The sequence below is a fragment of the Isachenkonia alkalipeptolytica genome, from assembly GCF_009910325.1.
Lineage (GTDB): Bacteria > Bacillota > Clostridia > Peptostreptococcales > T1SED10-28 > Isachenkonia > Isachenkonia alkalipeptolytica.
The window spans coordinates 127,373-149,422 of the sequence record NZ_SUMG01000004.1; the positions used below are offsets into that span (position 1 = coordinate 127,373).

A 22,050-nucleotide genomic window follows, 5' to 3' on the forward strand; every position below is an offset into this window, starting at 1 on the left:
TAGGGAGGGAAGGTTATGTCGTCAAGGTTACAAATTATTTTATCGGGACTTATGGTGGGAAAGCTGGGAAGCCTGTTGGTGTTATTCGGAAACCCGGTGAATATGGGGGTCTGTGTTGCCTGTTTTTACAGAGATATGGCCGGCGGCCTGGGACTGCATCAGGCCGGCGTGGTGCAGTATATCCGCCCGGAAGTTATCGGATTTATTCTCGGAGCCTTTATTATTTCCAAAATGAAAGGAGAATTTCGGGTAAGGGGTGGCTCCTCTCCGATTATCCGATTCCTCTTAGGTTTTTTTCTGATGATCGGGGCTTTGGTATTTCTTGGATGTCCCCTACGGATGATCCTTCGCCTGGCCAATGGAGATTTGAATGCTGTAACCGGTTTATTCGGTTATGTGACGGGGATTTTCGTCGGCATTCAGTTTATCAAGCAGGGCTTTAGCTTAGGAAGAAGTGTAAAACAAAAGCCGGTAGGAGGCTATACCATGCCCCTGTTTGCAGTGGCGCTATTAGCGCTGCTGCTGCTAAGACCTTCATTCATCTACTTTAGCACTGAAGGTCCCGGTGCGGCTACGGCGCCGATTTGGATGGCCCTTGCTGCAGGACTGTTAATCGGAGGGGTACTGCAACGAACCAGGCTATGTACCGCCGGCGGTTTTCGAGACGCCATTTTGATTAAGGATTATCACTTTATGTGGGGATTGATCGCAATATTCGTTGCCAATCTTGCAGGGAATCTACTCTTTAATTTTGAAGCTTTTAATTTAGGCTTTGAAGGACAACCCATCGCCCATACGGACCATTTATGGAATTTTATGGGGATGGCCTTGGTGGGCCTTACGGCTGTTCTGCTGGGAGGATGCCCTCTTAGACAGACGATCCTTGCCAGTGAAGGAGATACCGATGCCATTATTACCGTGGTAGGTCTTGTGGCGGGAGCCGCTTTTGCCCATAACTTTGGGCTGGCCTCCAGCCCTGCGGGAAGCACTTTTAACGGTCAGGTGGCGGTCATGATTGGGTTGGCAGTAACCCTTGGGATTGCCATATTATCAACTGAAACCAGTGTATCCATGGAAAGGGGAGTGAAAAGCAATGTCTAAGAATCAAGTAGATGCGAGAGGACGATCCTGTCCAGAACCGGTGATCTTGACAAAGAAGGCTTTGGATCACTATAATGGAGAAGTGGTAGAGGTTTTAGTGGATTTGGAAGTAGCGGTGGAAAATATCCGGCGCTACGCCGAGAACAACGGATTTGCCGTGAGCATCTCGGAACTATCCGATGAAGACTACCAACTAACGATAAAAAAGTAGGGATTGAATGGATAATAAAACTTGTATTATGACCTTTCACACCACCTATCATGCCTTGAATTTTGAAAAGGCCTTAAAAGAAAAGGGGATTGAGGTAAAACTGATTCCCGTTCCTAGGGATCTCAGCTCCAGTTGCGGTTCCGCTGCCCGGTTTAATTTAAAGGATCGGGAAAAGGCCCTGGCCCTGGCAAGGGAATACCATATTGAGCTGGACGAACTGTATGAACGGGAAGCAGAAGTGGAAAAACCCGGTTTGTTGGAGCGCTTGATGAAAAAGAAATAAAAAGAAAGCAATGAACAAAGAACCATCCCATGGGACCAAGTAAAGGCCCAGGGGTGGTTCTATTTTTGTTCTACATAGAAAACAAGTAATACTATTGCTCCCAAAGTTTTTTAATAACAAAAGCCAACAGATGTAAAAGTACTAATAATAGCAACATTATGAAATAGGGTAGAAAAGTAGATTCATTAAAAAAAGGAATTATATAAAGGTGTCCTGCTAACAATGTAATAAATAGAAAAATAAAACCCTGGATAAGCCAAAACACTGTTTTTTTCATTTGACCGTGTCCTGCCCGGCAAAGATCTTTTGGGTTTTTCCATGAAGCCTTCTTCTTTAACTCCAATGCTCTGAGTTCTTCCCGTACGGATTGTTTTCGTGCCTCTTCTTCATATGGATCCCGTTTCATAAAGCAAACAACCTCCGTTATTATTTATTATACCATGAAAATCATCTGTTGCTGATGTAAATAACTCGTCAACATATCAATAGTCTGAAAAATTCCAAAGTTCCGTCTTGAGACGGAGTGGGAATCCGCCCCTATGCCCTTATGCTTTATGATGGGGTTCTTTATACTAAGTATAGGAGCAAAAAGAAAAGCTTGTTTTTGCTAAGATCATGCACGTTGATAAAAAAATGTGGTGTACAGCAGTCGATAAAATTGGAGGCGGTTAACCTGATCATTAACAAACAAAATCCTTATGATGTGGAAGAACATATTGCGGAGATTTATGACCGTGAAGAAACAACGGTGGAAGATGTGGAATTAATCACAGAGTTACTTATCCGGCATCAATGCAGAAATGTGTTAGAGCCGTTCTGCGGCACGGGAAGAATTCTACTTCCCATTGCGAAATTGGGGGTGACAATTGTTGGGATGGACGGGGCAAAGATGATGTTGAATCGCTTGGAAGAGAAGTTGGATGCGGAGCCCGAATCGGTAAAAAACAATGTATCGATCATTCACTCAGAGCTAATGAGCTACAGCTGGCCGGCGGGTTTTGACGCCGTAATTCTTGGAGGCAACTTCTTCTTTGAATTTGCCAGCCTGGAGGAGCAGCAAAAGATCCTAAATAAAGCCTATCACTCCGTGAAAAAAGGGGGATACATTTTCATTTCCTCCGACAGCATTGAAAAAGAACTGCCGGACTACTGGTGCAACGTAGGTGTGGAAAATCGGGCCTTCCCCTCAGGGGTATGCAAAGACGGGGCGGAACTGAAAGCCTACTCAAAGCCCGTGTATGTAGATAGAACGAAAAAGATCTGGAAAGCCGAAAGGCGCTTAGAAGTTTACGAGAATAACAAACTGACCAAGGAATATTCCTGGGAAATACAAAAACACCCCATCGGTTATAGCGAAATCATCGACATGATCAACATGTTTGATTTAGAAATCATAGAATCCTGGGGAGATATTAAGACAAGAAAACCGTTCAGCACCGGCGATGACAAAGCCGCTTTATGGCTTAGAAAAAAGTAACGGAGGAGAAAAACATGAAACTGGAATTAAAACAACCTATGAACTAACGATGTAAAGGAGGATACTATGAAAAACAAACCGGCGTTACTTATTACCGCGGCGGCAATTATTATACTTTCAGTTATTCTAATGGTAGCCAATCATCTGAAGGAACCGGATCAAAGAGCAGAAGCCTTAGAAAACCCTTCGGAGAATTTGGGGAATTCAGCGGTGGAAATCATCGATATAGAGCGGTCAATTACGGGACTTGAAAGCCGTATGAGTCGATTGGAGCATCAAATGCCGAGGGATGATCTGGAGCAAAGGATACAATCCGCCAATAGTGAACTGGACTATGTGAAGGATTTACTGAGTAAGATGCCGGAGATTGAAACCCATGTTGGAAGAATCAGTGGATATGAAATTGCAGAGGGCACAGTACTTGACGTAGAGTTAAAGGATACCCGGGAATTACTTCAAATACCTCTGGCTGAGGACTTCACGGTGTATATGATGACCGAATTGACTTGGGCGCCCATCACCCTAGAAGATTTTAATGAATTTTTACAGGCAACAACAGAAGGTAACAAAGATACCTTTACATTTAAAATTATTGATGGCAAAGCCGTTCAAACTTTTCAGGGAGAGAAAACTGAATAATGATAAGTTGGGGGCTAGGGCAGTTTACTAAAGCGTAAAGCGTGTTCTTACAAAAAACGGTTGAACAAAGAAAATAAGAGAGGAAGATAAAAAATGAACGTAAAATCCATCAGAGCACATCCGGAGTTGAAGGACCGAGCCATTTCGTATTTTCAGCAGAAATGGGCCAGCGAAAGCAGCAAAATGGTGTACGAAGACTGTATAAACCATTCAATAAATCCGGAAAGTCCCTTGCCTCATTGGTACTTGCTGATGGAGAAGGAGAAAATCATCGGATGCGCAGGTTTGATCACCAATGATTTTATCAGTCGAATGGATCTTTATCCATGGATCTGTGCAATTTTTGTTGAAGAAGACTACCGGGGACACGGCTATGGTTCATTACTGATGGAGGCTGCAAAACAAGATGCCAAGGCCAGAGATTTTAGGCACCTTTATCTTTGTACCGGCCATGTGGGCTATTATGAAAAGTACGGCTTCGAATATATTGCTACAGGATATCATCCCTGGGGAGATGATTCACGAATTTACCGTATTAGTTTATAAAAGAATTTTAGGAACAAAGCTCGTCAGTATTCAGTCTAATAACTACAATACTATCGAAAATACCGAGAATATCGAAAAAATTAAAATTACATGGAGCGTGGAAATTATGAGAGAAATTAAGTACGAAGGTTATTACTGGCAGAATGAGAAGGTTCGTTTGCGGGCTATGGATGAACCGGATTGGGAAGGACACTATTACAACCGCTATGATACCCCTGCCCGACGATTATTGAATTATGAAGTGGAACTTCCTCCAACCCCTCAAGAAGCCAAGGATATGATTGAACACTTTAAAAATTTCAAAGAAGGTTCGGGACGATTGATGTTCAGCATTGAAAATCTTGAAGGGGTTACCGTTGGCGGGATTAATTTGAATTCCATCGATGAGAGAAATGGCACCTTCAGTATCGGGATGCAAGTGGATCGGGATCACCGGGGAAAAGGCTACGGAACCGCAGCGATGGATATTGTACTGGGCTATGCTTTTAACGAAAGAAGGTTGAATAAGTATTACGGCGCTGTATTAAAGGGAAATATCCCTTCGGAGACGATGTTAAAGAAACTAGGATGCCTTGAAGAAGGCAGAAGACGACAAATGGTTTATACCGATGGCAAATATCATGATGAGATATTGTTTGGATTATTGAAAGAAGACTATATGAAGCTGTAAGGGAAGAAAGATTGGGGAAGACAATGAAGAAACTGGGCTTGTGGGTAAAGTTAAGGGGGAAATGATATATGAAAAAGTTTACGAAGTGTTTATCGGTACTCGTATTATTGGCCCTGCTGGGGACAATGCTTATGGGTTGCAGTTCAATTAATTCCAGTAGAGCCATGGAAATAGACCAAAAGGAACAGGCCGCGGAAAAACTGCTAGAAGAAAAAGGCTATCAAGTGGTTTCATCCGGCGGAAAAACTGAAATTTATGAAGTTAATCGAGATATTCTGGCCCATCCTCATTATGCACTGATTTGGGGGATTCAAAAGATTGATGCGGATCGATACATTGGAAAAACAGTGGAAACCTATGAATTTCTTGTTGAAAACCATCCACTACTGTTAGAGGTTGCAGAGGATGTAGGTCGGGTCAGGGTATGGGTTCTTTTCTGTGAGGATGAAGTACTCGGCGGATATACCTTTCCCGATTACGACGAACCCCATTACGGCGGAGTATATTCCTTAGAGGGAGAAACCTTAGAAGAGGTAACGGAAATGAGATTTCAAGCCTGGCGAAAAAATTGGGAACAAAAATATCAATCCTCCAAACAGTAAGGAATCTGAGCGATACAAAGGACTTAGAAAAACCGAAGCAAGGATTCCCGTTGGATAGGGCTGAAGGGATAAATTTCAGGTCTTTCCGTCGGGAAATTTTTTTCCTTTTTATTCATTTTCGTCTTCATCGTAATAGTTGAACTGCCACATCACACCGAACTTGTCCACCACAGAGCCGTAGCATTTACTCCAGAAGGTCTTTTGCAGTTCCATTTCCACGGTACCCTCTTGTTTAATCCGATGGAACAAGGTCTCGATTCTTTTTACGTCATCAGTGTTCACAACCGGACTGATATTATTACCAAAATTCACAGGGCTATCCGGTAAAGCATCGGAAAACATTACCACGGTTCCTTCGATTTCAAGACCTACATGCATGATACGATCCTTTGTATCTTCAGGAAGGTGGAAAAGGGGATCCTCTGGTGCCTCACCAAAGGTCATAAATTCCGGCTCGGTTGTTTCGAAAATTTCAGCATAATACTCTACGGCTTCTTTGCAATTTCCGTTAAAATTCATATAAACCTCAATGGACATGTTATTCACTCCTTTTGGTTTTCAATAGGTTGCGAAATGATGCACAGTAGCTGTTCATACAGTAAGTATATACCCGATTTCCAAGAATTTAAGATAAGTAATCTTTGAAATTTGAATAATATATATAGATAAAAATAAGAGAGCAGAAAAAAGGACATTCCGATCAAACATAAGAACTTAAGGCGTGTTGCTAAAGGCCTATTTCACCGGTGACTTCCTCTAGGGTTTGTAGCCGTTTTGAACGGCCCGTTGAAGAATATCCTCCTCAACGCCGTCCCAATCCATTCCGGAGGCTTTACCGATGGTACCCCCTTCCCAGTCCCAAAGAAAGTTATGGTCCTTGTCTATGGAACCCACATCGCCGTGGTACCAGTTGGAAAGCATCTCGATCATTCGTTTTTCCACAAAGCTGGGGTTTTCCACCGCCGCCAGTTCTGTTAATATGGTAAAAATGTTCTCGTCGTTTAACGTTAAATATCCCCATTTGTCCCGGGCCACGATGGCCCCGTCAGGTTGCGTATAAATGCAACCCCGCCCCTTGCTTCGGTCGTCTAAAACTCAAATATTAATTTGTTTTTTATGTTAAAATTGAATATTTCATTTAAAAAGCAAGAAAGGCCATGTTTCTTTGCCTTTAAGTACCGTATTAGTTCCTTATCTCCGGCTTCGAGGAGTGCTAAGTATTTGCTCGCACTGTCTTCATAATGCTTCAGCATTTTTTGGACCTTGCGTTTGGTGAAACTCTTTTGTCGGGAATTGCTTGCCCGAAACTTGCTGCCGTCCACGGCGATGATTTGTTTCCCGTACAGGCCGAGCTCGTTGCACAGCAGACTGAACTCTTTAAAGATATTTTTTAACGCTTCGGGATTGTGCTGGCGAAAGTTGGAGATGGTTCGATCATCCGGCTTTAATTGATCCAGCAGCAACATGACTTCAATGTTTCGGTGAGCTTCCCGTTCAAGCTTTCGGGTGGTCCGGATGCCATTTAAGTATCCGTACAGGAACAGCTTCAACAGATGACGCGGGTCGAAGGGTTTTCGGCCAACTTCTTTCGTTACGCCATAGCGAAAACCCAGCCGCTGCATATCCAGCGTATCGACAAACGCATCGATCACCCGTACCGGATGATCTTCGGCGATCATTTCGTTTAATGTCATCGGTAATAAGCTAACTTGATCTTTATGCTCACCTTGAATATAGCGGGACATCGAACCACCTCGTTTTCTTTCTATTATATCATATAACCATTGATAATACAGGATTTCAGGGTGGTAATACTAATGTTTTATTGATTTGTTTTTACGCAACCTGCCGTGGGTCATGTGGTGGACATCCCGGACAATGGCCGCCGTGGACCGGGGACTGATGGATGCAACGTCGGCGTTTTCTTTCACGTATTGAAAGGGATCGAAGCCTCTTCCCCTATAGTCCTCCGGTACCGGCACCTTAAAATCCGCCTGAAGGGTTATTTCCTCCTCTTCCTCGGTGGCTTCAACGGAAGTGCCCTCTTCTCCTTCCCGAAGACTTTCGATTTCTCGGGGCCCTTCATTTTCATCGTTGCCTAAAACCGATTGTAGCATAGGCAGGTTATTCAAGACCAAAAAGAGGACTAGCAGCAGTCCCAGGGTAACCCCGCTAAGTAAGACCGCTTTAAATCGATCACGGTGAAAGACTTCTTTCATGTGGAAATCATTCCCTTCAATTGTAGTATACTACATTTTAACATTTTATCCACTTCCTATACAAGACGATTATCCCAAATTCACCTCGTTGTTCAAATGAAAGAGGCTAGGTGGTGAAATAAAAAAAAGACTTAAGACACCGATAAACAACAGGACCGTAAGGACGTTTGAAGAAACAAAGTTTAAGGTTTGAAGAAATTTCCCGCCACCCGATAGGAAAACTCGAAGAAAAGGTAGGAGGTAGGAGCAGGGGAAAAAATATGTAACTCTGAGAGGGAAGCCTGGAAGCTTGGATCCAAATATGCAGTTGTTTTATGTCATTCCAACTTTCTGTAATTTTAGGCAAAAAATATTTGACATTTTACATTAATACCACAAATATCCAAAGCTTAATCAGGAAACCGAAAGGGAGGAAGAAAATTCTCGAAAAGAATTCAAAAAACAAAGGAAAATCGTAGAGGCAAGTCGAATAATAGTACATAAGGAAAATCTCATAAAGAGGAGCGGGTAGATCATGAATGTCATCTGGGGAGAAGAAAACTGGAAGGTTCGGGGAAAGTGGTTGTTGGTTGTATCAGTAGCTTTGATCGGGTTGAATCTCCTGTTAAACCAATTAATCTATCGGCAACAAACCTCCTTTGAAGTGGAGGGAACGTTGTTTCGATACGAAGCAATGGAGGGGGAGGAAATTTTCTTTCGAGACAGGGAGCGGGACCGTCTTACGGTTACTATGGAAAATCCGGAAAATAATCCGGTGTCCTTTGCAACAGACTATCAGGTAAGTTATCAAAACTATCAGTTGCAGGTAGCCTCGAATAATTTTTTTGAACAAGGCTTTCGAATACATCGGAATACCGGGTCCGATTACACGCAAACCATTACGGATAGCGGCTGGTCTAGCGGAGCGGGAAGGATGCCTTCGAGAAATCATGGGGAAATCAAAAATCTGCCCTATGATGTACAACTGGTTTACGGACTGGAAAGCACGGTTCCCACCGTTAAGGAAGGCTTTATCGGGAATTGGGGCCGGTTGTTTTTTGCTTTTACCCTCATATCCATCGGAGCAGCCTTTGTCATCCTTCTGCCGGACATTGCTTGGAAAGTGGAGCACTTTCTGTGGGTGGAAAAGGGGGAACCATCGGAGCTGTATCTAGGACTCCATATTACCCTGGGAATTTTGACCATGATTCTGATATTCGGCTTTTATTTCTTCGCTTTGCTTTAGTATTTTTTTGATTATCATAACCTATAGTGACTGAGGTGGATCAAACCTATGAAAACAATCCTATACAATTCCAACGATCGGAAAAACCTCCCCAGGTCCCCTGGAGTATACCGTTTTATTGACCAACAGGGTGAGGTGCTGTACATTGGAAAAAGCGTGAATTTAAAAAGTCGGGTAAACTCCTATTTTCAAAATAAAGGGGAGGGGGAGGGACCGGAGAAACTTCTTCGAATGCAGGGCTTTATTACCTTTATCGAAGTAACCCCCACCCCTACGGAATTGGAAGCGGAGTGGCTGGAGCAAGCTTTGATTGAGCGCCATCATCCCCAGTACAATCAGCAGATGAAAAGTAATGCCCGTCACGGCTATTTGGTACCGGAAGCTGGAAAAGTCAATTGGCGGTGGCGGGAAATCCCTCTTGGGAAAGATCAAGATCCTCTACAGGAAAAGAGAAAAGACCACTTTTTGATCGGTCCCTTTCGAAATCCCAAGGCCCTTAAGGACCGACTGAAAGTCCTTTATAACTTTACTTGGCTGGAAGACTGGTCCTATCAGCCGTTACCCGTGGCTTACCCGACGGAAGGGGTAACAAAAATAGTTCGCTGGCTCAAAGAGATCTTTGGAAATCAGGAAAACTACAATCAATGGATTCGAAACCTGGAGCAGGAAAGGGACCTCGCTGCAAAAAAATTGGAATTTGAGAAGGCCGGACGATTCCAGGAAGTCATTGCGTCCGTGGCTCCTTTAGGACATGCCCTTAAAAGAAACCAGCTGCTGTATCAAGGCGATCCCCCTTTTATGATTGATCGGAAAAATCAGCACCACTGCGGTTATTACCTAAAGAATGGTGTGTTATTTCGAACATGCTGGATATCGAAGCCGAAGGCATCCGGCGGAGAAGGAAAGGTGTTTTTACGATTAATAGGCAACAGGGAAGATACTATAGAAGGGGACGGGACGTACCAACAATGGAGACTTACAAACTTGGATCAGGAAATGATTCTTTACCGGGCCTTTGTAAAACAAGAGGAGAAAATCATCGGATGTTTTCTGTAAAATAGAACTTAGTAGGGAGCTGGTAAGATGTCAGATCGGAGAGAAGTGCAATGGACAATAGAAAAACTTAAGGTGGAAAAAGTTCATGGGGATTATGAAATTGAGATGTCGGAGTTTGATAGTTGTTTGTTTTCATTGTTTAAAAGAAACAATTATCAACGGGTTCTTGATTTAGGCTGTGGGAAAGGTAAGAATTCTTTAATTCTAGCGAAGAATCATCAAAGGGTATTTGCCGTCGATGCATCTTTGGAATCTCTAGAAAAAGCAAAGGATAAAAGCATTCAAGAAAACATTGGAAACATAAAATTTTATAATGACTCTTTTACTAATTTACGATTTCAAGATGGAGGTTTTGATGCAGTATTGTGTAAATCCACGTTGCATCATGGTACGCTTAAGGAGATTAAGCAGGGCATCCGTGAAGTTTACCTAGTGCTTAAACAGGGAGGATGCTTTGCTTTTGATATGCTCTCAAAAGAAGATGAGTCATACGGGAAGGGGGCATTAATTGAGCCACATACTTTTGTCGGATCGAGAGAAGGAGAAAAAGGGGTTCTCCATCATTATACGGATATAAAAGAATTAAAGGAGGTGCTAACCGGTTTTAGTAGCGTTGAAATAAGTATAAAACTGTATATTATATCTGTAAACGGCGGAAAAGAATTGACATCTAAAGTGTATAATATTATCGCATTTAAGTAAGGTAACAGGATTGTTATTAAGGGCAAGCCATCAATGGAAATCACTATTTTAAAGGAGGATACTTATGGAACCGGTGGACATTTTAGACCGTATGGCAAAGCATTTTCAAAATATGATTGATGAAGCCTTCTGCTTGAATATTAAGCTGAAAATAGAAGGTAGCGAGGAGTATTTTAATATAAATATTGAAAACGGCAATGTGTTATTGGAGGATACGGCTTCAAAAAATGTGGACTGTACCCTGGTTACAAGCGAAGAAGTTCTGCAAAAAATACACCGTGGAGAAATCACTGCATTTACAGCAGCGGGAAAAGCCCATGTGTCAGATCCTGCTCCCCTGGACTGGGAGATTGAGGGCGGCTATAATCCTGAAAACATGAAGAATTTATATTTTTTCTTAATGCACTTTTTTAATGTGCAAGTGCCGGAAAAAATTAACCTAGGGGAGAAATATGCACGGAAAGTTCATGGAGCAAATGCAATTCCTCTATATTATAATCCCGGTTTTAGAAGTGCATGGTATATGGTTAAAAAAGGGGAACAGATGAATGAACCGGGGGATACCGATCCTTTTCATCAGGCAATCATCGTTATAGAGGGTAAGGGATATGCAAAGATTGGCAATAAATCCGTAGAAATCGAAAAAAATGAGTCTTACTATATTCCTCCAAAAGGCGATCAGGTGGTTTGGAATGATAGTGAAGAACCCCTGGTCTTAATCTGGTTAGCCTGGGGGGATGAAGCGTAATGTGTTTGTTAATTATAAATGTACTACAATCATTTCAAGGAGGTAAAACATGAGCAAGGTATCTTTAAATATGTACGTTTTTGCTGTTTATGTGGGATTGGTTGCCGCGGGTTATGATATGAGTGAAAGCAGTAGCAATAAAGAAATGATTGAAGAAATCAAAAATATGGATTGGGATAACCGGATTACAGACTATTATCAATGGACTAAAAATTCAACATGTGAAGTGAATCCATACTGGCCCAGGGCATTTATTCTAACATTAGCCAGTTTATATGTTTCAGATGAGAATACAATACAATATAAAGACGTTGATGAGGTGATGAACCATATTAACAGTCTCGATCAAATTAAACTAACAAGTGAAAAGGAAGAAATCGAACAACGGGTTAAAGAATTACCGTGCATTCATAATCGGGTTGTTAAAACCCCTGGATTTCATGGACTATGGAAGGCGTATTGTAGAAGGGTTAAATCTGAGGAACCTGAGTATAATAGAATAATTCATCAAGCAATGGGTTTAGTAAGAGAAGCCTTTGATTTAAAAGCTGACAAATTTCCTTCGTTAATTTTTGTTCCCAACAGCTTACAAGCTCCTGAAATTGCTGATTTCGTTACGATGAAAAACCGGGTATATGTAATTCAGTCAAAACCGAATGCTGTTGCAATTGTCCATGAATATCTTCACCAAATTTTAGGCAACAAACTGGATGAATCCGCTGATCTAATAAAGCGGTATACCTTTTTAATTGAACCGGTTTTTGAAAAGATGGTAAAGTACCAATACGCCTGGGACAAAGATAATGATTCTTGGCTGAATGTTTTTGAAGAGAACTTTATAAGAGCCGCTTCAATTTGGATTATCAATAGAAATAATAAAGAGGCGGCTATTAAAAAAGCTAATAAATATGCTGCGGATGGTTTTGTTTATATTCCAATTATCCTCGAAAATTTTATGAATCGCTGGAAAGGTCTAAAAGCGCTGGATCTTTTCATTTTAGAATGCCTTAATGAGTGCAAAAGAAGTATAAATTAAAATGCTAAGCAAATCGGAAAAGAAGGGATGGAGCTTATCAGTGGAACCATGGGAAAAAGCATTGGAGGGCTTTCTAGAGGTCTGGAGTTATAACGAAGAGCTAAATTGTTTCTTTTTATCAAATTACAAGTTCCATGACAGATCCGAGGCGTGAAGAAAAATATTTAGCTAAAGAATTTCCGGATCAAGATTTATGCGATCGGTTAGGGTCTCTGGTGACCTTCAAAAAAGGCGTGGAAAGTTGGCGTGAACACCTATAAAATGGATTTTAACTAAGGAACAGAAATTTGGATTAGACAGGAGGCAATTATGCGAATAATTATTTCACCGGCAAAGAAAATGACGCGGGACACGGATTCCTTAGAATACAGGAGCTTACCGGATTTCTTAGAGGAGACGGAAAAGCTTTTAAAATATTTAAGGAGTATCAGTTATGAAGAGTTAAAAAAACTTTGGAAATGCAGTGATAAAATAGCAAATGAGAATTACAATCGAATTCAAAACATGGACCTTACCCGGCAACTAACCCCGGCGATCCTGGCCTATGAAGGGATACAGTATCAATATATGGCCCCGGGGGTATTCGACAATGACGAATTGGAATACCTAGAAGAGCACCTGCGGATTTTATCGGGCTTTTACGGCATTCTTCGTCCCTTTGACGGTGTGGTGCCCTACCGGCTGGAGATGGCCTCGAAATTGAAGGCGTTTGAAGCTGCAACCCTCTATGATTATTGGGGAGGGAAGTTGGCAAAACAGCTGTTTTCGGAAAGTGATTGTATCGTAAACCTGGCATCCAAGGAATACAGTAAAAGCATTACCCCTTATATGAACGACTCCATTCGCCTGGTCAACTGTGTTTTCGGAGAGAGGGAAAAGGGCAAAGTCGTAGAAAAAGCAGCCCGGGTAAAAATGGCCAGGGGTGAAATGGTTCGCTTTATGGCGGAGGAGAAGGTCAAGGATGTAGAGGCATTAAAAAACTTTCACTATCTTGATTACAGGTTCGCTGAGGATTTATCCGACGGGGAGAATTATATCTTTATTCAGAATACTCCCTTGAAAGACCAAGATTTTTAATGGTATAATGACACTATATTTTCTAAATTTTGGAACAATAAAAAAGAAAAACATATCATAAATACTAATAGCCCGGCATAGTAGCTATATAGACTTGGTACCGAAGTGTTCACTCTTTGAAAGAAAAGAATGGGAGAGAGTTGCATGAAAAATAAGAAGTTATTATTGAAATTTTTCATACTACTAGGAATAGTCATTGTTTCCTTTGTTTTTATAAACCAACGGCAGACCACTTATGGAAACCTCCTGGAAAGAAATTTAGGAGGAAAAACTATTTCTGAAATTTCCATTCGACATTACACGCAAAAAGAGGATAAAAATATAAGATTAATTTCGCAGGAGAAAATATCAAAATTAACCTCGGATCTATCTGAAATGGAACTCAATCGGACACGTACAGCGATGGGGCGTAATTATATTGTCCTTTTCCACACCGAGGAAGGTTATAGTTTTGCTATGAGCTTTGATGATAAGGGAGTTTTGAGAATTCCTGGTGAAAAGACCGACTTCCGGATACAAGGAGAGAATCTTTTGCTCGAAGGTTTGCACTCCTTCGACGACAAATGGAACATGATAGATTGATTTGAGCAAAGTGAAAAGATCCTTTCTGTTCTCCTCGACAGGGCCTTTTTGCATGGAATCTTATGAGGTTTAGGAAGGGGACGGAAGAGGAAACCTAAGGCACATGGTTATGGTATAAGGATTAAATAATGAGTACATAATTGTTCACTTAAAAGTTGAAGCATAATGATAGCTATGGTACTTGCTTTACATTCCCAGGACATTTCTTATTATGTTAGTCGTAACCTAATAAGGGTATCTTCATTATATATTCTTACATTTATTACCGTGGTATCCAAAGGCTTGTACCTGGTCACACCGAGTATGGTATAGAAGAATACCCTGCTGCAGAAAAACGGGAGAATAAGCAGGGGTCGGTATTTGTGGATGTATAATCTAATAGGTGGCACAACTACTGTAAGATCCATAATCGAGATGTTTTTTTGTGGGGTTAAAATGGAAGGCATAGAGTACTTTTAACTGAATTCAAGAATTGGAGGAGATATAATGAAGAATCGGGGAATCTTTCTATTAATCTCTGTAGCACTGATCATGGTTTTTATTTTTTTTCAAAACGGAAGTGTAACCTATGGTGACAAGATACAAGAGTTAATCGGTGGTAGGGAAGTGGAGAAAATCGAAATAAGGTTGGACGACGGCACAACCGTTGCAGTCATTGAAGACCAAGAGACAATCGATGAGATTGTTGAAAAACCACGAAATATGAACCTGGAGGAAACCGAGGAAATCCATGATCCGGTAGAGGATTTTTATTTGGATTTTCATACTAGGGAAGGGAATTTTTTGATTACGGTAAACGAAGCAGTGATTGGAAGATTATATGGAGATGAAAATGCAAGTTTTACCGTGCTCGATGAAAACATACTATATGAAATCGTTAATGATATAGCAGAGGAAGGCTAAACTAGAGGAGGAAGCGTAGATCGCAGGAAAAATGCATCTGAAGTTTTCGGAATAGTCAATCAAAACAAGACGTAAAGGCTTAGGGTAGCGGTCTGCTTGAAAGATGAAGAATGATCTTTATCAATAGGGAGGAGGAGAATTATGAAGCTTACGTTGGAAAAATTTTGGCTGGATGATATGATCTTCGGAGAGGATACCGGGATTCGTGGTACCACTTTAACCGTGAACAGAGAGGAAATCATTAAAATCATTAAGGAAGATAAGCGAATTGCCAAAGTTCACATCGACATTGTTAAACCCGGAGAATCCGTCCGTCTATATTCCGTTCGTGATGTAATTGAACCCAGAGTTAAAGTTTCGGGAGCTGGTGAGTTGTTCCCCGGCTTGCTCGGCGGTGCGGATCCGGTGGGCGAGGGTGTTACCAAAGCCTTTAAAAATGTGGCAGTAGTACCCCTCGGAGAAGTTGCCGGAGTAAAGGAAGGAATTATCGACATGTCCGGTCCGGGAGCAGCGTACACGCCCTTTTCAAAAATGAAAAATCTCGTGTTGGACTGTGAACCGATAAGTGGTTTGGAAACCCAGCGGTATGAAGAGGCTCTGCGGCTGGCGGGTCTTAAAATTGCCCGGTATATAGGCAAAAGCTGTGAAAAGGTAAGAACTCAAGATAAAACCGTCTACGAAACCCTACCCATAGAAGCACAAGGACATAAGTACCCGGACTTACCAAAGGTGGGTTACGTTTATATGCTTCAAAGCCAGGGGCTCCGACACGATACATATGTCTATGGTGTGGACGCTAAAGAGATAACACCTAGGTTGATGTATCCCACAGAAGTCATGGACGGAGCGATTGTCAGCAGCAACTGCGTAATCGCCTCCGATAAGAATACCTCCTATCATCATTTGAACAATCCGATCATTGAAGATTTATATGAGCGTCACGGTAAAGATCTCAATTTTTGCGGGGTGATTATCACCAATCAAAACGTCACCTTAGAGGATAAAGATCAAGCCTCCAACAAAACAGCAGAATTGGTAGAGCAATTAGGCTTGAACGGTGTCATCATTTCAAAAGAAGAGTATGGAAACACAGACACCGATTTAATGATGAATTGTAGAAAAATTGAGGAGAAAGGAATCAAAACCGTGCTTGTAACCGATGAGTATGCAGGCCGTGACGGCACTTCCCAGTCTCTGGCAGATGCTGATCCGAAAGCGGATGCGGTAGTGTCAACCGGGAATGCCAATGAAACGATCATGCTAGCCCCTATGGATAAAGTAATTGGAAAAATCGATTCATCAGATCAAGCTGAAGAAGGCATGGAACAAGACCGGAATATAGAAGTGGAAATACAGTCCATAATCGGGGCAACCAACGAGTTGGGCTTTAATAAAATGGGCACAAGATAATACCGGTTCATTTCCTTGAATTCTGAAAAGGAGCTGTGAAAAATTTATGGGAGGAGGAGATCGTTTGAATAAATTGGACAAGGTAAAAGAATACGCATTAAGTAAATTGCACACGGAAGTTACCGCCCATGATTTTTCTCATTCCTTAAGGGTAATGAAAATAGCAAATCATATCGGAAACAAGATGACCGGGGATGTGGATATGGAAATTATCAACGTTGCCGGGTTAACCCACGACATCATTGATAAAAAAGTTGCTCCCAACATAGAGGAGGCAATCAGAAGTTTGTCAGAAGAATTACTAAAGATCGGCTATACAGCCTCCCAGATGGAGCATGTGTTGGACATTATTCAAAACCTCTCTTTTTCCAGTGGGAAGACACCGAGAACCCTGGAAGGAAAAATTGTTCAAGATGCCGACCGGCTGGAAGCCATTGGAGCCATAGCCATAGCCAGAACTTTTGCCTATGGAGGGAGATTAAACAGACCCATATATGAAGAAGGGGACAAGAGTACCGGAATTGCCCATTTTTATGACAAACTGCTATTACTAAAAGACCGCATGCATACAGAGGTTGGAAAAGAAATTGCATTATCAAGACATGAATTTATGAAAGATTATTTAAGGCAATTTTATAAGGAATGGAGCCTAGAGGATTTAGAACAGGATAACCCTTAACGGAAGGGGAAAGAGAATATGTTTGTGAGGCTCAGTAGATACCGGACAGAGGTTTTAATCCTTTTCGAAGCTTGCTAAGCCTTCTTTACAGTCTTATCTCCGCCGGGAGATGTAGAGGGAACAAGACCCTCGACGGTTATAAAATGAAGTAGTATAGGCTATTATTAAGGGAGTCTAAGAAGGGTAAGAATTTAATCGATTATAAGAATGAATAATTTTATCGAGAAGAGGAATCGCCCATGAAAAGAAATAAAGCCATGTATGGGATGGCCCGGATTTTAGTTTTAGCTTTGACGTTTTTATTGGTGTCCACGGTGTTGAACTCTGAATATCTGTTTCAGTGGGTGGCCCATAACCGGATGTTTTATTTAGTACTGTGTGTTATTCCCTTCGTCCTATTCCTATTGAATAAAATACTTCTATCAAGATTTATCACCGTGGGGATTGTTGCAGGTATTTTTATCGGAAATTATTTCGGGGGATGGATTAAAACCTACAATGAAAGCAGAATTGTTGACAACATGAGTGCAGAAGAAATTGCCCGATTGCAACATCACCCCGGTTTTGAAATTTGGATGGGGGCAGTTTTATTTACCGCAGTTATCGGAATGATTATTCATCGAGTTCTTGGGAAAAATTAAGAATCAAACGAAGATAATTAAACAGTAGGAAATAATAAAATGGAGGGATCATATGGAAAATCTGTATCAAAATCCGAAGTATTATGAAATTGCTTTTTCCTATCGGGATATTCAAGGGGAAGTGGATACCTTTGAAGAAAGCATCCAACGGTTTTCTAAAATACCCGTAACCAATGTTTTGGAAATCGGATGTGGAAACAGTCCGCATATGAGGGAGTTGGTAAACCGAGGATACCGCTATCATGGAATTGATCTCAGTGAAGCAATGCTGGATTATGCAAGGGAAAAGTCAAAAGACATCAAGGGAAAAGTACATTTCACCTGTGCCGACATGACGGATTTCACCCTTCCCCGTCAAGTGGACTTTGTTTATATCCCCCTGGGTTCTTTATATGCAAAAACCAACGAAAATTTAAATGCCCATTTTGACTCGATTAGCCGGGTGCTGAAAAAGGGAGGGCTCTATTTGTTGGATTGGTGTGTGAATTTCGAGCCTTTAGGTGAAACAAAAGATTCATGGGAAATGGAAGAAGAGGGAATCCTAGTGGAAACGGAGTTTTCCATAAGCAAGTTGAACAAAGTAACCCAAACCTACGAGGAGGGGATCACCTTACAGGTTAAGGATCATGGAAAAGAAATGAGCTTTACTCAAAAGGATCTAAGACGGGCAATTTATCCCCAGGAATTTCTGTTTCTACTCCAGGGAAGAGAGGATTTTGAATTTATCGGCTGGTGGAATGATTGGGACTTAAATCGGCCCATAAAGGGCACGGAGACAATCAGCCGTCCGATAACGATCATACGAAAGCAATAAAAAGCCTGATTTTTTTATTAAGGATCCGGGAAGCTCATAATTTAAACAAGGAGGCGTTAACAATGGCAAGAAAAGCGTTCAATGCAAAAGAAGCGGTGGCCGTGGGGCCTTATTCCCACGCTGTAGAGGCCGGAGGCTTTTTATACTTATCGGGACAAACCCCGATTGATTCCACTACCGGTAAATTGGTGGAGGGAGATATTACCGACCAAACCGAGCAGTGTTTTAATAATCTGATGCATGTTTTAGCTTCCGCCGACTTAACCTCCGATGCAGTCATAAAAGTAAAGGTTTTTCTGACGGATATGGAAAACTTTCACGGGATGAACTCGGTTTATGAGAAGCAGTTCTCAAAGCCATTTCCTGCACGAACCACCATCGGTGTTAAGGAACTCCCCCTCGGGGCCCAGGTGGAAATTGAAATGGTTGCAAGAAGAGCTTAGATGACAGCGGGACGGAGATTTTGTCATCTTATTTGAAACCTTTCAGGAATTATCAAAAGCTTTACTAGACTAAAGGAGGCGAAAGCGATGAAACTTACCGTGCTGGTGGATAACAATACCTATATCGATCAATACTGTTATGGAGAACCAGCGGTTTCTTATTACATCGAAGATGAGGATACAAAGCTGTTGTTGGATACCGGATACTCCGATGTGTTTCTGAAAAACGCTAAAAACTTGGGTGTAAACCTGAAGAACCTAAATACCATTGTCATTACCCACGGCCATGATGACCATACCGGAGGATTGCAATACTATTTTGAACATAGAAAAGACCTGAACTTCACGGTAATTGCCCATCCCGAAGCTTTTCATGAAAAAAAGAAAGATGGTCTAAGGATATCTGCTCCAATTAATGAAGAGGAAGTAAAGGATCGGTGTCATTTGTTTCTTTCAAAAGAGCCGGTGCAGATCAGCGCCAATATCACTTTTCTCGGAGAAATCCCTCAAGCAAACAGTTTCGAGAAGCGGGAAGCTATGGGAGAACAGATCCTTAAGGGAAAGGCCTTTGATGACTTTTTGCTGGATGACAGCGCCTTAGTATACAAAAGGGAAGATGGCATCTATATTATCACCGGCTGTTCCCATAGCGGTATATGTAATATTATTGAATACGCCAAGGAAGTTACAAAGGAGGAAAGGGTATTAGGGGTTATCGGAGGATTTCATTTATTTGAAGTGAACGAACGGGTGCATCGGACTATAGATTACTTAAAACAAAATAATATACAGGAATTATATGCCTGCCACTGCACTTCCTTTGAAGTTAAGGCGGAAATACACAAAGTTCTCCCCATAAAAGAAGTGGGTGTGGGTTTGCAGCTCTATTGGTAAGATAAAGCATAGCAATCGATGAGACTGAGTCAAGCGAGGGGTTATCTAAAGGAGGGTATCGGATGGGTACTATAAGTCTTACCGATCGAATCAAATCGTTGGCGCGGCAAAACGGAATTACCTATTTTGGTGTGGGGGACTTATCTAAAGTAGATAAAGCATTACTTGATCAGTGGGGGGAGGATATAAGTCATTTTTCTTATGGAATTTCCTTAGGAATTCCGTTAAATAACTATATCGTGGATCAATTACCCCGAAGGTCGGAGCCATCGGTGGTTATTAACTATAAGCATCATGCTTATGATGTGGTGAATCAGCGTCTGGACTTAGCGGCTTCCGCTGTAAGCGACTTTATACAACAGCAGGGCTATGATGTGTTTCCCATTCCTGCATCCAAACAGGCGGATAAAGATCGAATGTATGGTGGATTTTCACATAAAATGTCAGCGGGTTTGGCAGGATTGGGATGGATCGGGAAGAACTGTTTATTGATTACCCCGGAGGATGGACCGCGGGTACGGTGGACAACCATTTTGACCGATGCTCCCATAAAACCAGGCAAAGGACTGATGAGTAATCAATGTGGAGATTGTATGGATTGTGTAGCGGTCTGTCCGGCAAAGGCCATTACAGGGAACCCCTTTGTAATAGGGGAGTCCCAAGAAATAAGGTTTGATGGAGAAAAGTGCGAGGCCTATTTGGAGAAAATGGAATCCGAGGGGAAGTTAAAGGTCTGCGGAATGTGTTTATACGTCTGTCCCTATGGGAAAAACAGGAGTACGAAAACCGAATAATCAAGGAGGATGGCGAAAGCAGGAATAAAATTCACAAACAACGAATTATTTAGATCATAATGCAGTTAATAAAAATAAAGGAGCCTGCCGATGAAAACCCTGTTTGATTTAAGAAAAAACAGTGACCCGAAGACCTATATCGAAATCAATCAATTATATGGAGGGGATCTTTTAATATTTGAATTTCAAAACCAGGAAATCACCCCCTGCACAGGATGTTGGAACTGCTGGTTGAAAACCCCGGGCACTTGCGTGTTGAAGGATCGGATGAGTGAGAGTTACGGAGCTTTTGTGAACAGCGATACGGTAATTGTACTGTTGGATACGGCTCAGGGCTTTATTAATCATCGGGGCAAGGCTTTTATTGACCGAACCATCCCCCACTTTCATCCCTATATAAAACTGGTAGATGGAGAATCCCGGCATCTTTCCAGGTATGACCGATTACCGGAGATGGTTTTTTATTTTGAACGGGAAGGACTCACCGAAGAGGAGGAGGAGCGGATAGAGGATTACCTGTACCGAACGGCTTACCAGTTCCAAACAACAGGCTATAGAATCAAGGATCTACGTCATCCCACATTGAAGGTATTGAATCGGCGGCCGGCGAAAAGAGGAGCGCAATCCTTTGGAGCCGTAAAGAAAATGGATAAACTGGTGATCTATAACGGATCTCCTCGAAGGTCGGGCAGTAATACAGCACTAATTTTACAAGAGGTCAGCCGTCGATTGGAAAACTCGGTGGAAATACGGGATCTTAAACATCGAGAAGAGTGGGGGAACTGGCAGGAAAAGTTTTCTAAAGAAGAGCATATTCTTTTGATGCTTCCTCTATACGTTCACAGTATGCCTTCCCATGTGATGGATTTTATTGAAGGCCTCAAACCCTCCCGAGGGAGTATCACCTTTTTTATTCAATCGGGATTTCCGGAAAGCAGCCAGTCCTATTATTTGGAAGCTTATTTTGAGCAGTTGGCAAAGCGGCTGGAAAGAACGTATTTGGGTACGGTGATTAAGGGAGGGATGGAGGGGCTGAAAGCCCGGCCTCCCCAGTCCCGTCAAAAGATGATCGAACCCTTGGCAACAATCATCGAGGAACTTATAAATCACGGACATATTTTGAAGGATTCATGCATACAACTGGGAAAACCAGTTCAACTGAGCTTACTTGGAAAAGCTTTTTTAAAAACCGGGATCATTAATTATTATTGGGATCAGCAGTTAAAAGCCAACAATGCGTTGGAGAGAAAAAATCATCGCCCTTATTAATAAATGAACCAAAGGGGACGGAGGTATTC

General features: G+C 41.8%; 29 protein-coding genes. 24 read left to right on the forward strand and 5 right to left on the reverse strand.

Translation table 11 applies throughout. The annotated features are described in order from the left end of the window. Positions 1 to 15: 15 nt before the first annotated feature. Genes yedE through ISALK_RS05030 form a run of 3 tightly spaced genes read left to right on the forward strand, consistent with a single transcriptional unit; the run spans position 16 to position 1,595 of the window. On the forward strand, positions 16 to 1,101 hold the full coding sequence (yedE, locus tag ISALK_RS05020; protein WP_160719755.1) for a YedE family putative selenium transporter: 1,086 nt from the start codon (positions 16 to 18) through the stop codon (positions 1,099 to 1,101). After that, positions 1,094 to 1,312, forward strand: a complete 219-nt coding sequence (locus ISALK_RS05025) for a sulfurtransferase TusA family protein (protein WP_160719757.1) — start codon at positions 1,094 to 1,096, stop codon at positions 1,310 to 1,312. The genes yedE and ISALK_RS05025 overlap by 8 nt, the downstream gene beginning before the upstream one ends. 7 nt (positions 1,313 to 1,319) lie before the next feature. Then, positions 1,320 to 1,595, forward strand: a complete 276-nt coding sequence (locus tag ISALK_RS05030; protein WP_160719759.1) for a putative Se/S carrier protein — start codon at positions 1,320 to 1,322, stop codon at positions 1,593 to 1,595. 91 nt (positions 1,596 to 1,686) lie between these two features. On the opposite strand, the gene ISALK_RS05035 is transcribed toward ISALK_RS05030, so the two are convergent. After that, positions 1,687 to 2,001, reverse strand: a complete 315-nt coding sequence (locus ISALK_RS05035; RefSeq protein WP_160719761.1) for a hypothetical protein — start codon at positions 1,999 to 2,001, stop codon at positions 1,687 to 1,689. Positions 2,002 to 2,253: 252 nt separating this feature from the next. Between ISALK_RS05035 and ISALK_RS05040 the strand changes: the two genes are divergently transcribed. From ISALK_RS05040 to ISALK_RS05060, 5 genes are all read left to right on the forward strand, one after another. Then, entirely contained in the window at positions 2,254 to 3,072 is an 819-nt protein-coding gene (locus ISALK_RS05040; protein ID WP_160719763.1) for a class I SAM-dependent methyltransferase, read from the forward strand. Between the two features lie 66 nt (positions 3,073 to 3,138). After that, entirely contained in the window at positions 3,139 to 3,711 is a 573-nt protein-coding gene (locus ISALK_RS05045; RefSeq protein WP_160719765.1) for a hypothetical protein, read from the forward strand. Positions 3,712 to 3,804: 93 nt separating this feature from the next. Further along, positions 3,805 to 4,257 carry a GNAT family N-acetyltransferase gene (locus ISALK_RS05050; RefSeq protein WP_160719767.1) on the forward strand — a complete coding sequence of 151 codons (453 nt, stop codon included), beginning with the start codon at positions 3,805 to 3,807 and terminating at the stop codon, positions 4,255 to 4,257. Between the two features lie 106 nt (positions 4,258 to 4,363). Continuing rightward, positions 4,364 to 4,927, forward strand: coding sequence for a GNAT family N-acetyltransferase (locus ISALK_RS05055; protein WP_160719769.1), 564 nt, complete (start codon positions 4,364 to 4,366; stop codon positions 4,925 to 4,927). Positions 4,928 to 4,995: 68 nt separating this feature from the next. Continuing rightward, complete coding sequence (locus tag ISALK_RS05060; protein WP_160719771.1) at positions 4,996 to 5,529, forward strand: hypothetical protein; 534 nt, start codon at positions 4,996 to 4,998, stop codon at positions 5,527 to 5,529. A gap of 108 nt (positions 5,530 to 5,637) precedes the next feature. Here ISALK_RS05060 and ISALK_RS05065 read toward each other — a convergent pair whose 3' ends face one another. From ISALK_RS05065 to ISALK_RS05080, 4 genes are all read right to left on the reverse strand, one after another. Further along, a complete protein-coding gene (locus ISALK_RS05065; protein WP_160719773.1) occupies positions 5,638 to 6,066 on the reverse strand; it encodes a VOC family protein in 429 nt (142 codons plus the stop codon). 219 nt (positions 6,067 to 6,285) lie between these two features. Next, on the reverse strand, positions 6,286 to 6,564 hold the full coding sequence (locus ISALK_RS05070; RefSeq protein ID WP_160719775.1) for a DUF6241 domain-containing protein: 279 nt from the start codon (positions 6,562 to 6,564) through the stop codon (positions 6,286 to 6,288). Positions 6,565 to 6,617: 53 nt separating this feature from the next. Next, positions 6,618 to 7,274, reverse strand: coding sequence for a transposase (locus tag ISALK_RS05075; protein ID WP_160719777.1), 657 nt, complete (start codon positions 7,272 to 7,274; stop codon positions 6,618 to 6,620). 69 nt (positions 7,275 to 7,343) lie between these two features. Beyond that, complete coding sequence (locus ISALK_RS05080) at positions 7,344 to 7,748, reverse strand: hypothetical protein (protein ID WP_160719780.1); 405 nt, start codon at positions 7,746 to 7,748, stop codon at positions 7,344 to 7,346. Positions 7,749 to 8,262: 514 nt separating this feature from the next. Between ISALK_RS05080 and ISALK_RS05085 the strand changes: the two genes are divergently transcribed. The 16 genes from ISALK_RS05085 to ISALK_RS05160 all read left to right on the forward strand — a co-directional run bounded on the left by ISALK_RS05085 (position 8,263) and on the right by ISALK_RS05160 (position 22,021). Next, on the forward strand, positions 8,263 to 8,973 hold the full coding sequence (locus tag ISALK_RS05085; RefSeq protein WP_160719783.1) for a hypothetical protein: 711 nt from the start codon (positions 8,263 to 8,265) through the stop codon (positions 8,971 to 8,973). 48 nt (positions 8,974 to 9,021) lie between these two features. Continuing rightward, positions 9,022 to 10,029 (forward strand): GIY-YIG nuclease family protein, encoded by a 1,008-nt coding sequence (locus ISALK_RS05090; RefSeq protein ID WP_160719786.1) that lies wholly within the window; start codon positions 9,022 to 9,024, stop codon positions 10,027 to 10,029. Positions 10,030 to 10,056: 27 nt separating this feature from the next. Beyond that, positions 10,057 to 10,731, forward strand: a complete 675-nt coding sequence (locus ISALK_RS05095; protein ID WP_160719789.1) for a class I SAM-dependent methyltransferase — start codon at positions 10,057 to 10,059, stop codon at positions 10,729 to 10,731. 64 nt (positions 10,732 to 10,795) lie between these two features. Beyond that, positions 10,796 to 11,479 (forward strand): cupin domain-containing protein, encoded by a 684-nt coding sequence (locus ISALK_RS05100; protein ID WP_160719792.1) that lies wholly within the window; start codon positions 10,796 to 10,798, stop codon positions 11,477 to 11,479. 49 nt (positions 11,480 to 11,528) lie between these two features. Further along, entirely contained in the window at positions 11,529 to 12,515 is a 987-nt protein-coding gene (locus ISALK_RS05105; RefSeq protein ID WP_160719796.1) for a hypothetical protein, read from the forward strand. A 309-nt stretch (positions 12,516 to 12,824) separates the two neighbouring features. Beyond that, a complete protein-coding gene (gene yaaA / locus ISALK_RS05110) occupies positions 12,825 to 13,592 on the forward strand; it encodes a peroxide stress protein YaaA (protein ID WP_160719799.1) in 768 nt (255 codons plus the stop codon). A gap of 144 nt (positions 13,593 to 13,736) precedes the next feature. Continuing rightward, positions 13,737 to 14,174, forward strand: a complete 438-nt coding sequence (locus ISALK_RS05115) for a hypothetical protein (protein ID WP_160719802.1) — start codon at positions 13,737 to 13,739, stop codon at positions 14,172 to 14,174. A gap of 486 nt (positions 14,175 to 14,660) precedes the next feature. Next, positions 14,661 to 15,077: a hypothetical protein gene (locus ISALK_RS05120; protein WP_160719805.1), complete on the forward strand. Its 417-nt coding sequence runs from the start codon at positions 14,661 to 14,663 to the stop codon at positions 15,075 to 15,077. A gap of 141 nt (positions 15,078 to 15,218) precedes the next feature. Further along, a complete protein-coding gene (locus ISALK_RS05125) occupies positions 15,219 to 16,487 on the forward strand; it encodes a glycine/sarcosine/betaine reductase component B subunit (protein WP_160719808.1) in 1,269 nt (422 codons plus the stop codon). A gap of 64 nt (positions 16,488 to 16,551) precedes the next feature. Then, positions 16,552 to 17,166, forward strand: coding sequence for an HD domain-containing protein (locus tag ISALK_RS05130; protein WP_236660270.1), 615 nt, complete (start codon positions 16,552 to 16,554; stop codon positions 17,164 to 17,166). A gap of 239 nt (positions 17,167 to 17,405) precedes the next feature. Continuing rightward, a complete protein-coding gene (locus ISALK_RS05135) occupies positions 17,406 to 17,807 on the forward strand; it encodes a hypothetical protein (RefSeq protein WP_160719811.1) in 402 nt (133 codons plus the stop codon). A gap of 52 nt (positions 17,808 to 17,859) precedes the next feature. Next, positions 17,860 to 18,621, forward strand: coding sequence for a class I SAM-dependent methyltransferase (locus tag ISALK_RS05140; RefSeq protein ID WP_160719813.1), 762 nt, complete (start codon positions 17,860 to 17,862; stop codon positions 18,619 to 18,621). A gap of 62 nt (positions 18,622 to 18,683) precedes the next feature. Further along, positions 18,684 to 19,064 (forward strand): RidA family protein, encoded by a 381-nt coding sequence (locus tag ISALK_RS05145; protein ID WP_160719815.1) that lies wholly within the window; start codon positions 18,684 to 18,686, stop codon positions 19,062 to 19,064. Positions 19,065 to 19,151: 87 nt separating this feature from the next. Continuing rightward, a complete protein-coding gene (locus tag ISALK_RS05150) occupies positions 19,152 to 19,958 on the forward strand; it encodes an MBL fold metallo-hydrolase (RefSeq protein WP_160719817.1) in 807 nt (268 codons plus the stop codon). 62 nt (positions 19,959 to 20,020) lie between these two features. Beyond that, complete coding sequence (locus ISALK_RS05155; protein ID WP_160719819.1) at positions 20,021 to 20,752, forward strand: 4Fe-4S double cluster binding domain-containing protein; 732 nt, start codon at positions 20,021 to 20,023, stop codon at positions 20,750 to 20,752. Between the two features lie 90 nt (positions 20,753 to 20,842). Beyond that, positions 20,843 to 22,021: a flavodoxin family protein gene (locus ISALK_RS05160; protein ID WP_160719821.1), complete on the forward strand. Its 1,179-nt coding sequence runs from the start codon at positions 20,843 to 20,845 to the stop codon at positions 22,019 to 22,021. Positions 22,022 to 22,050 lie beyond the last annotated feature (29 nt).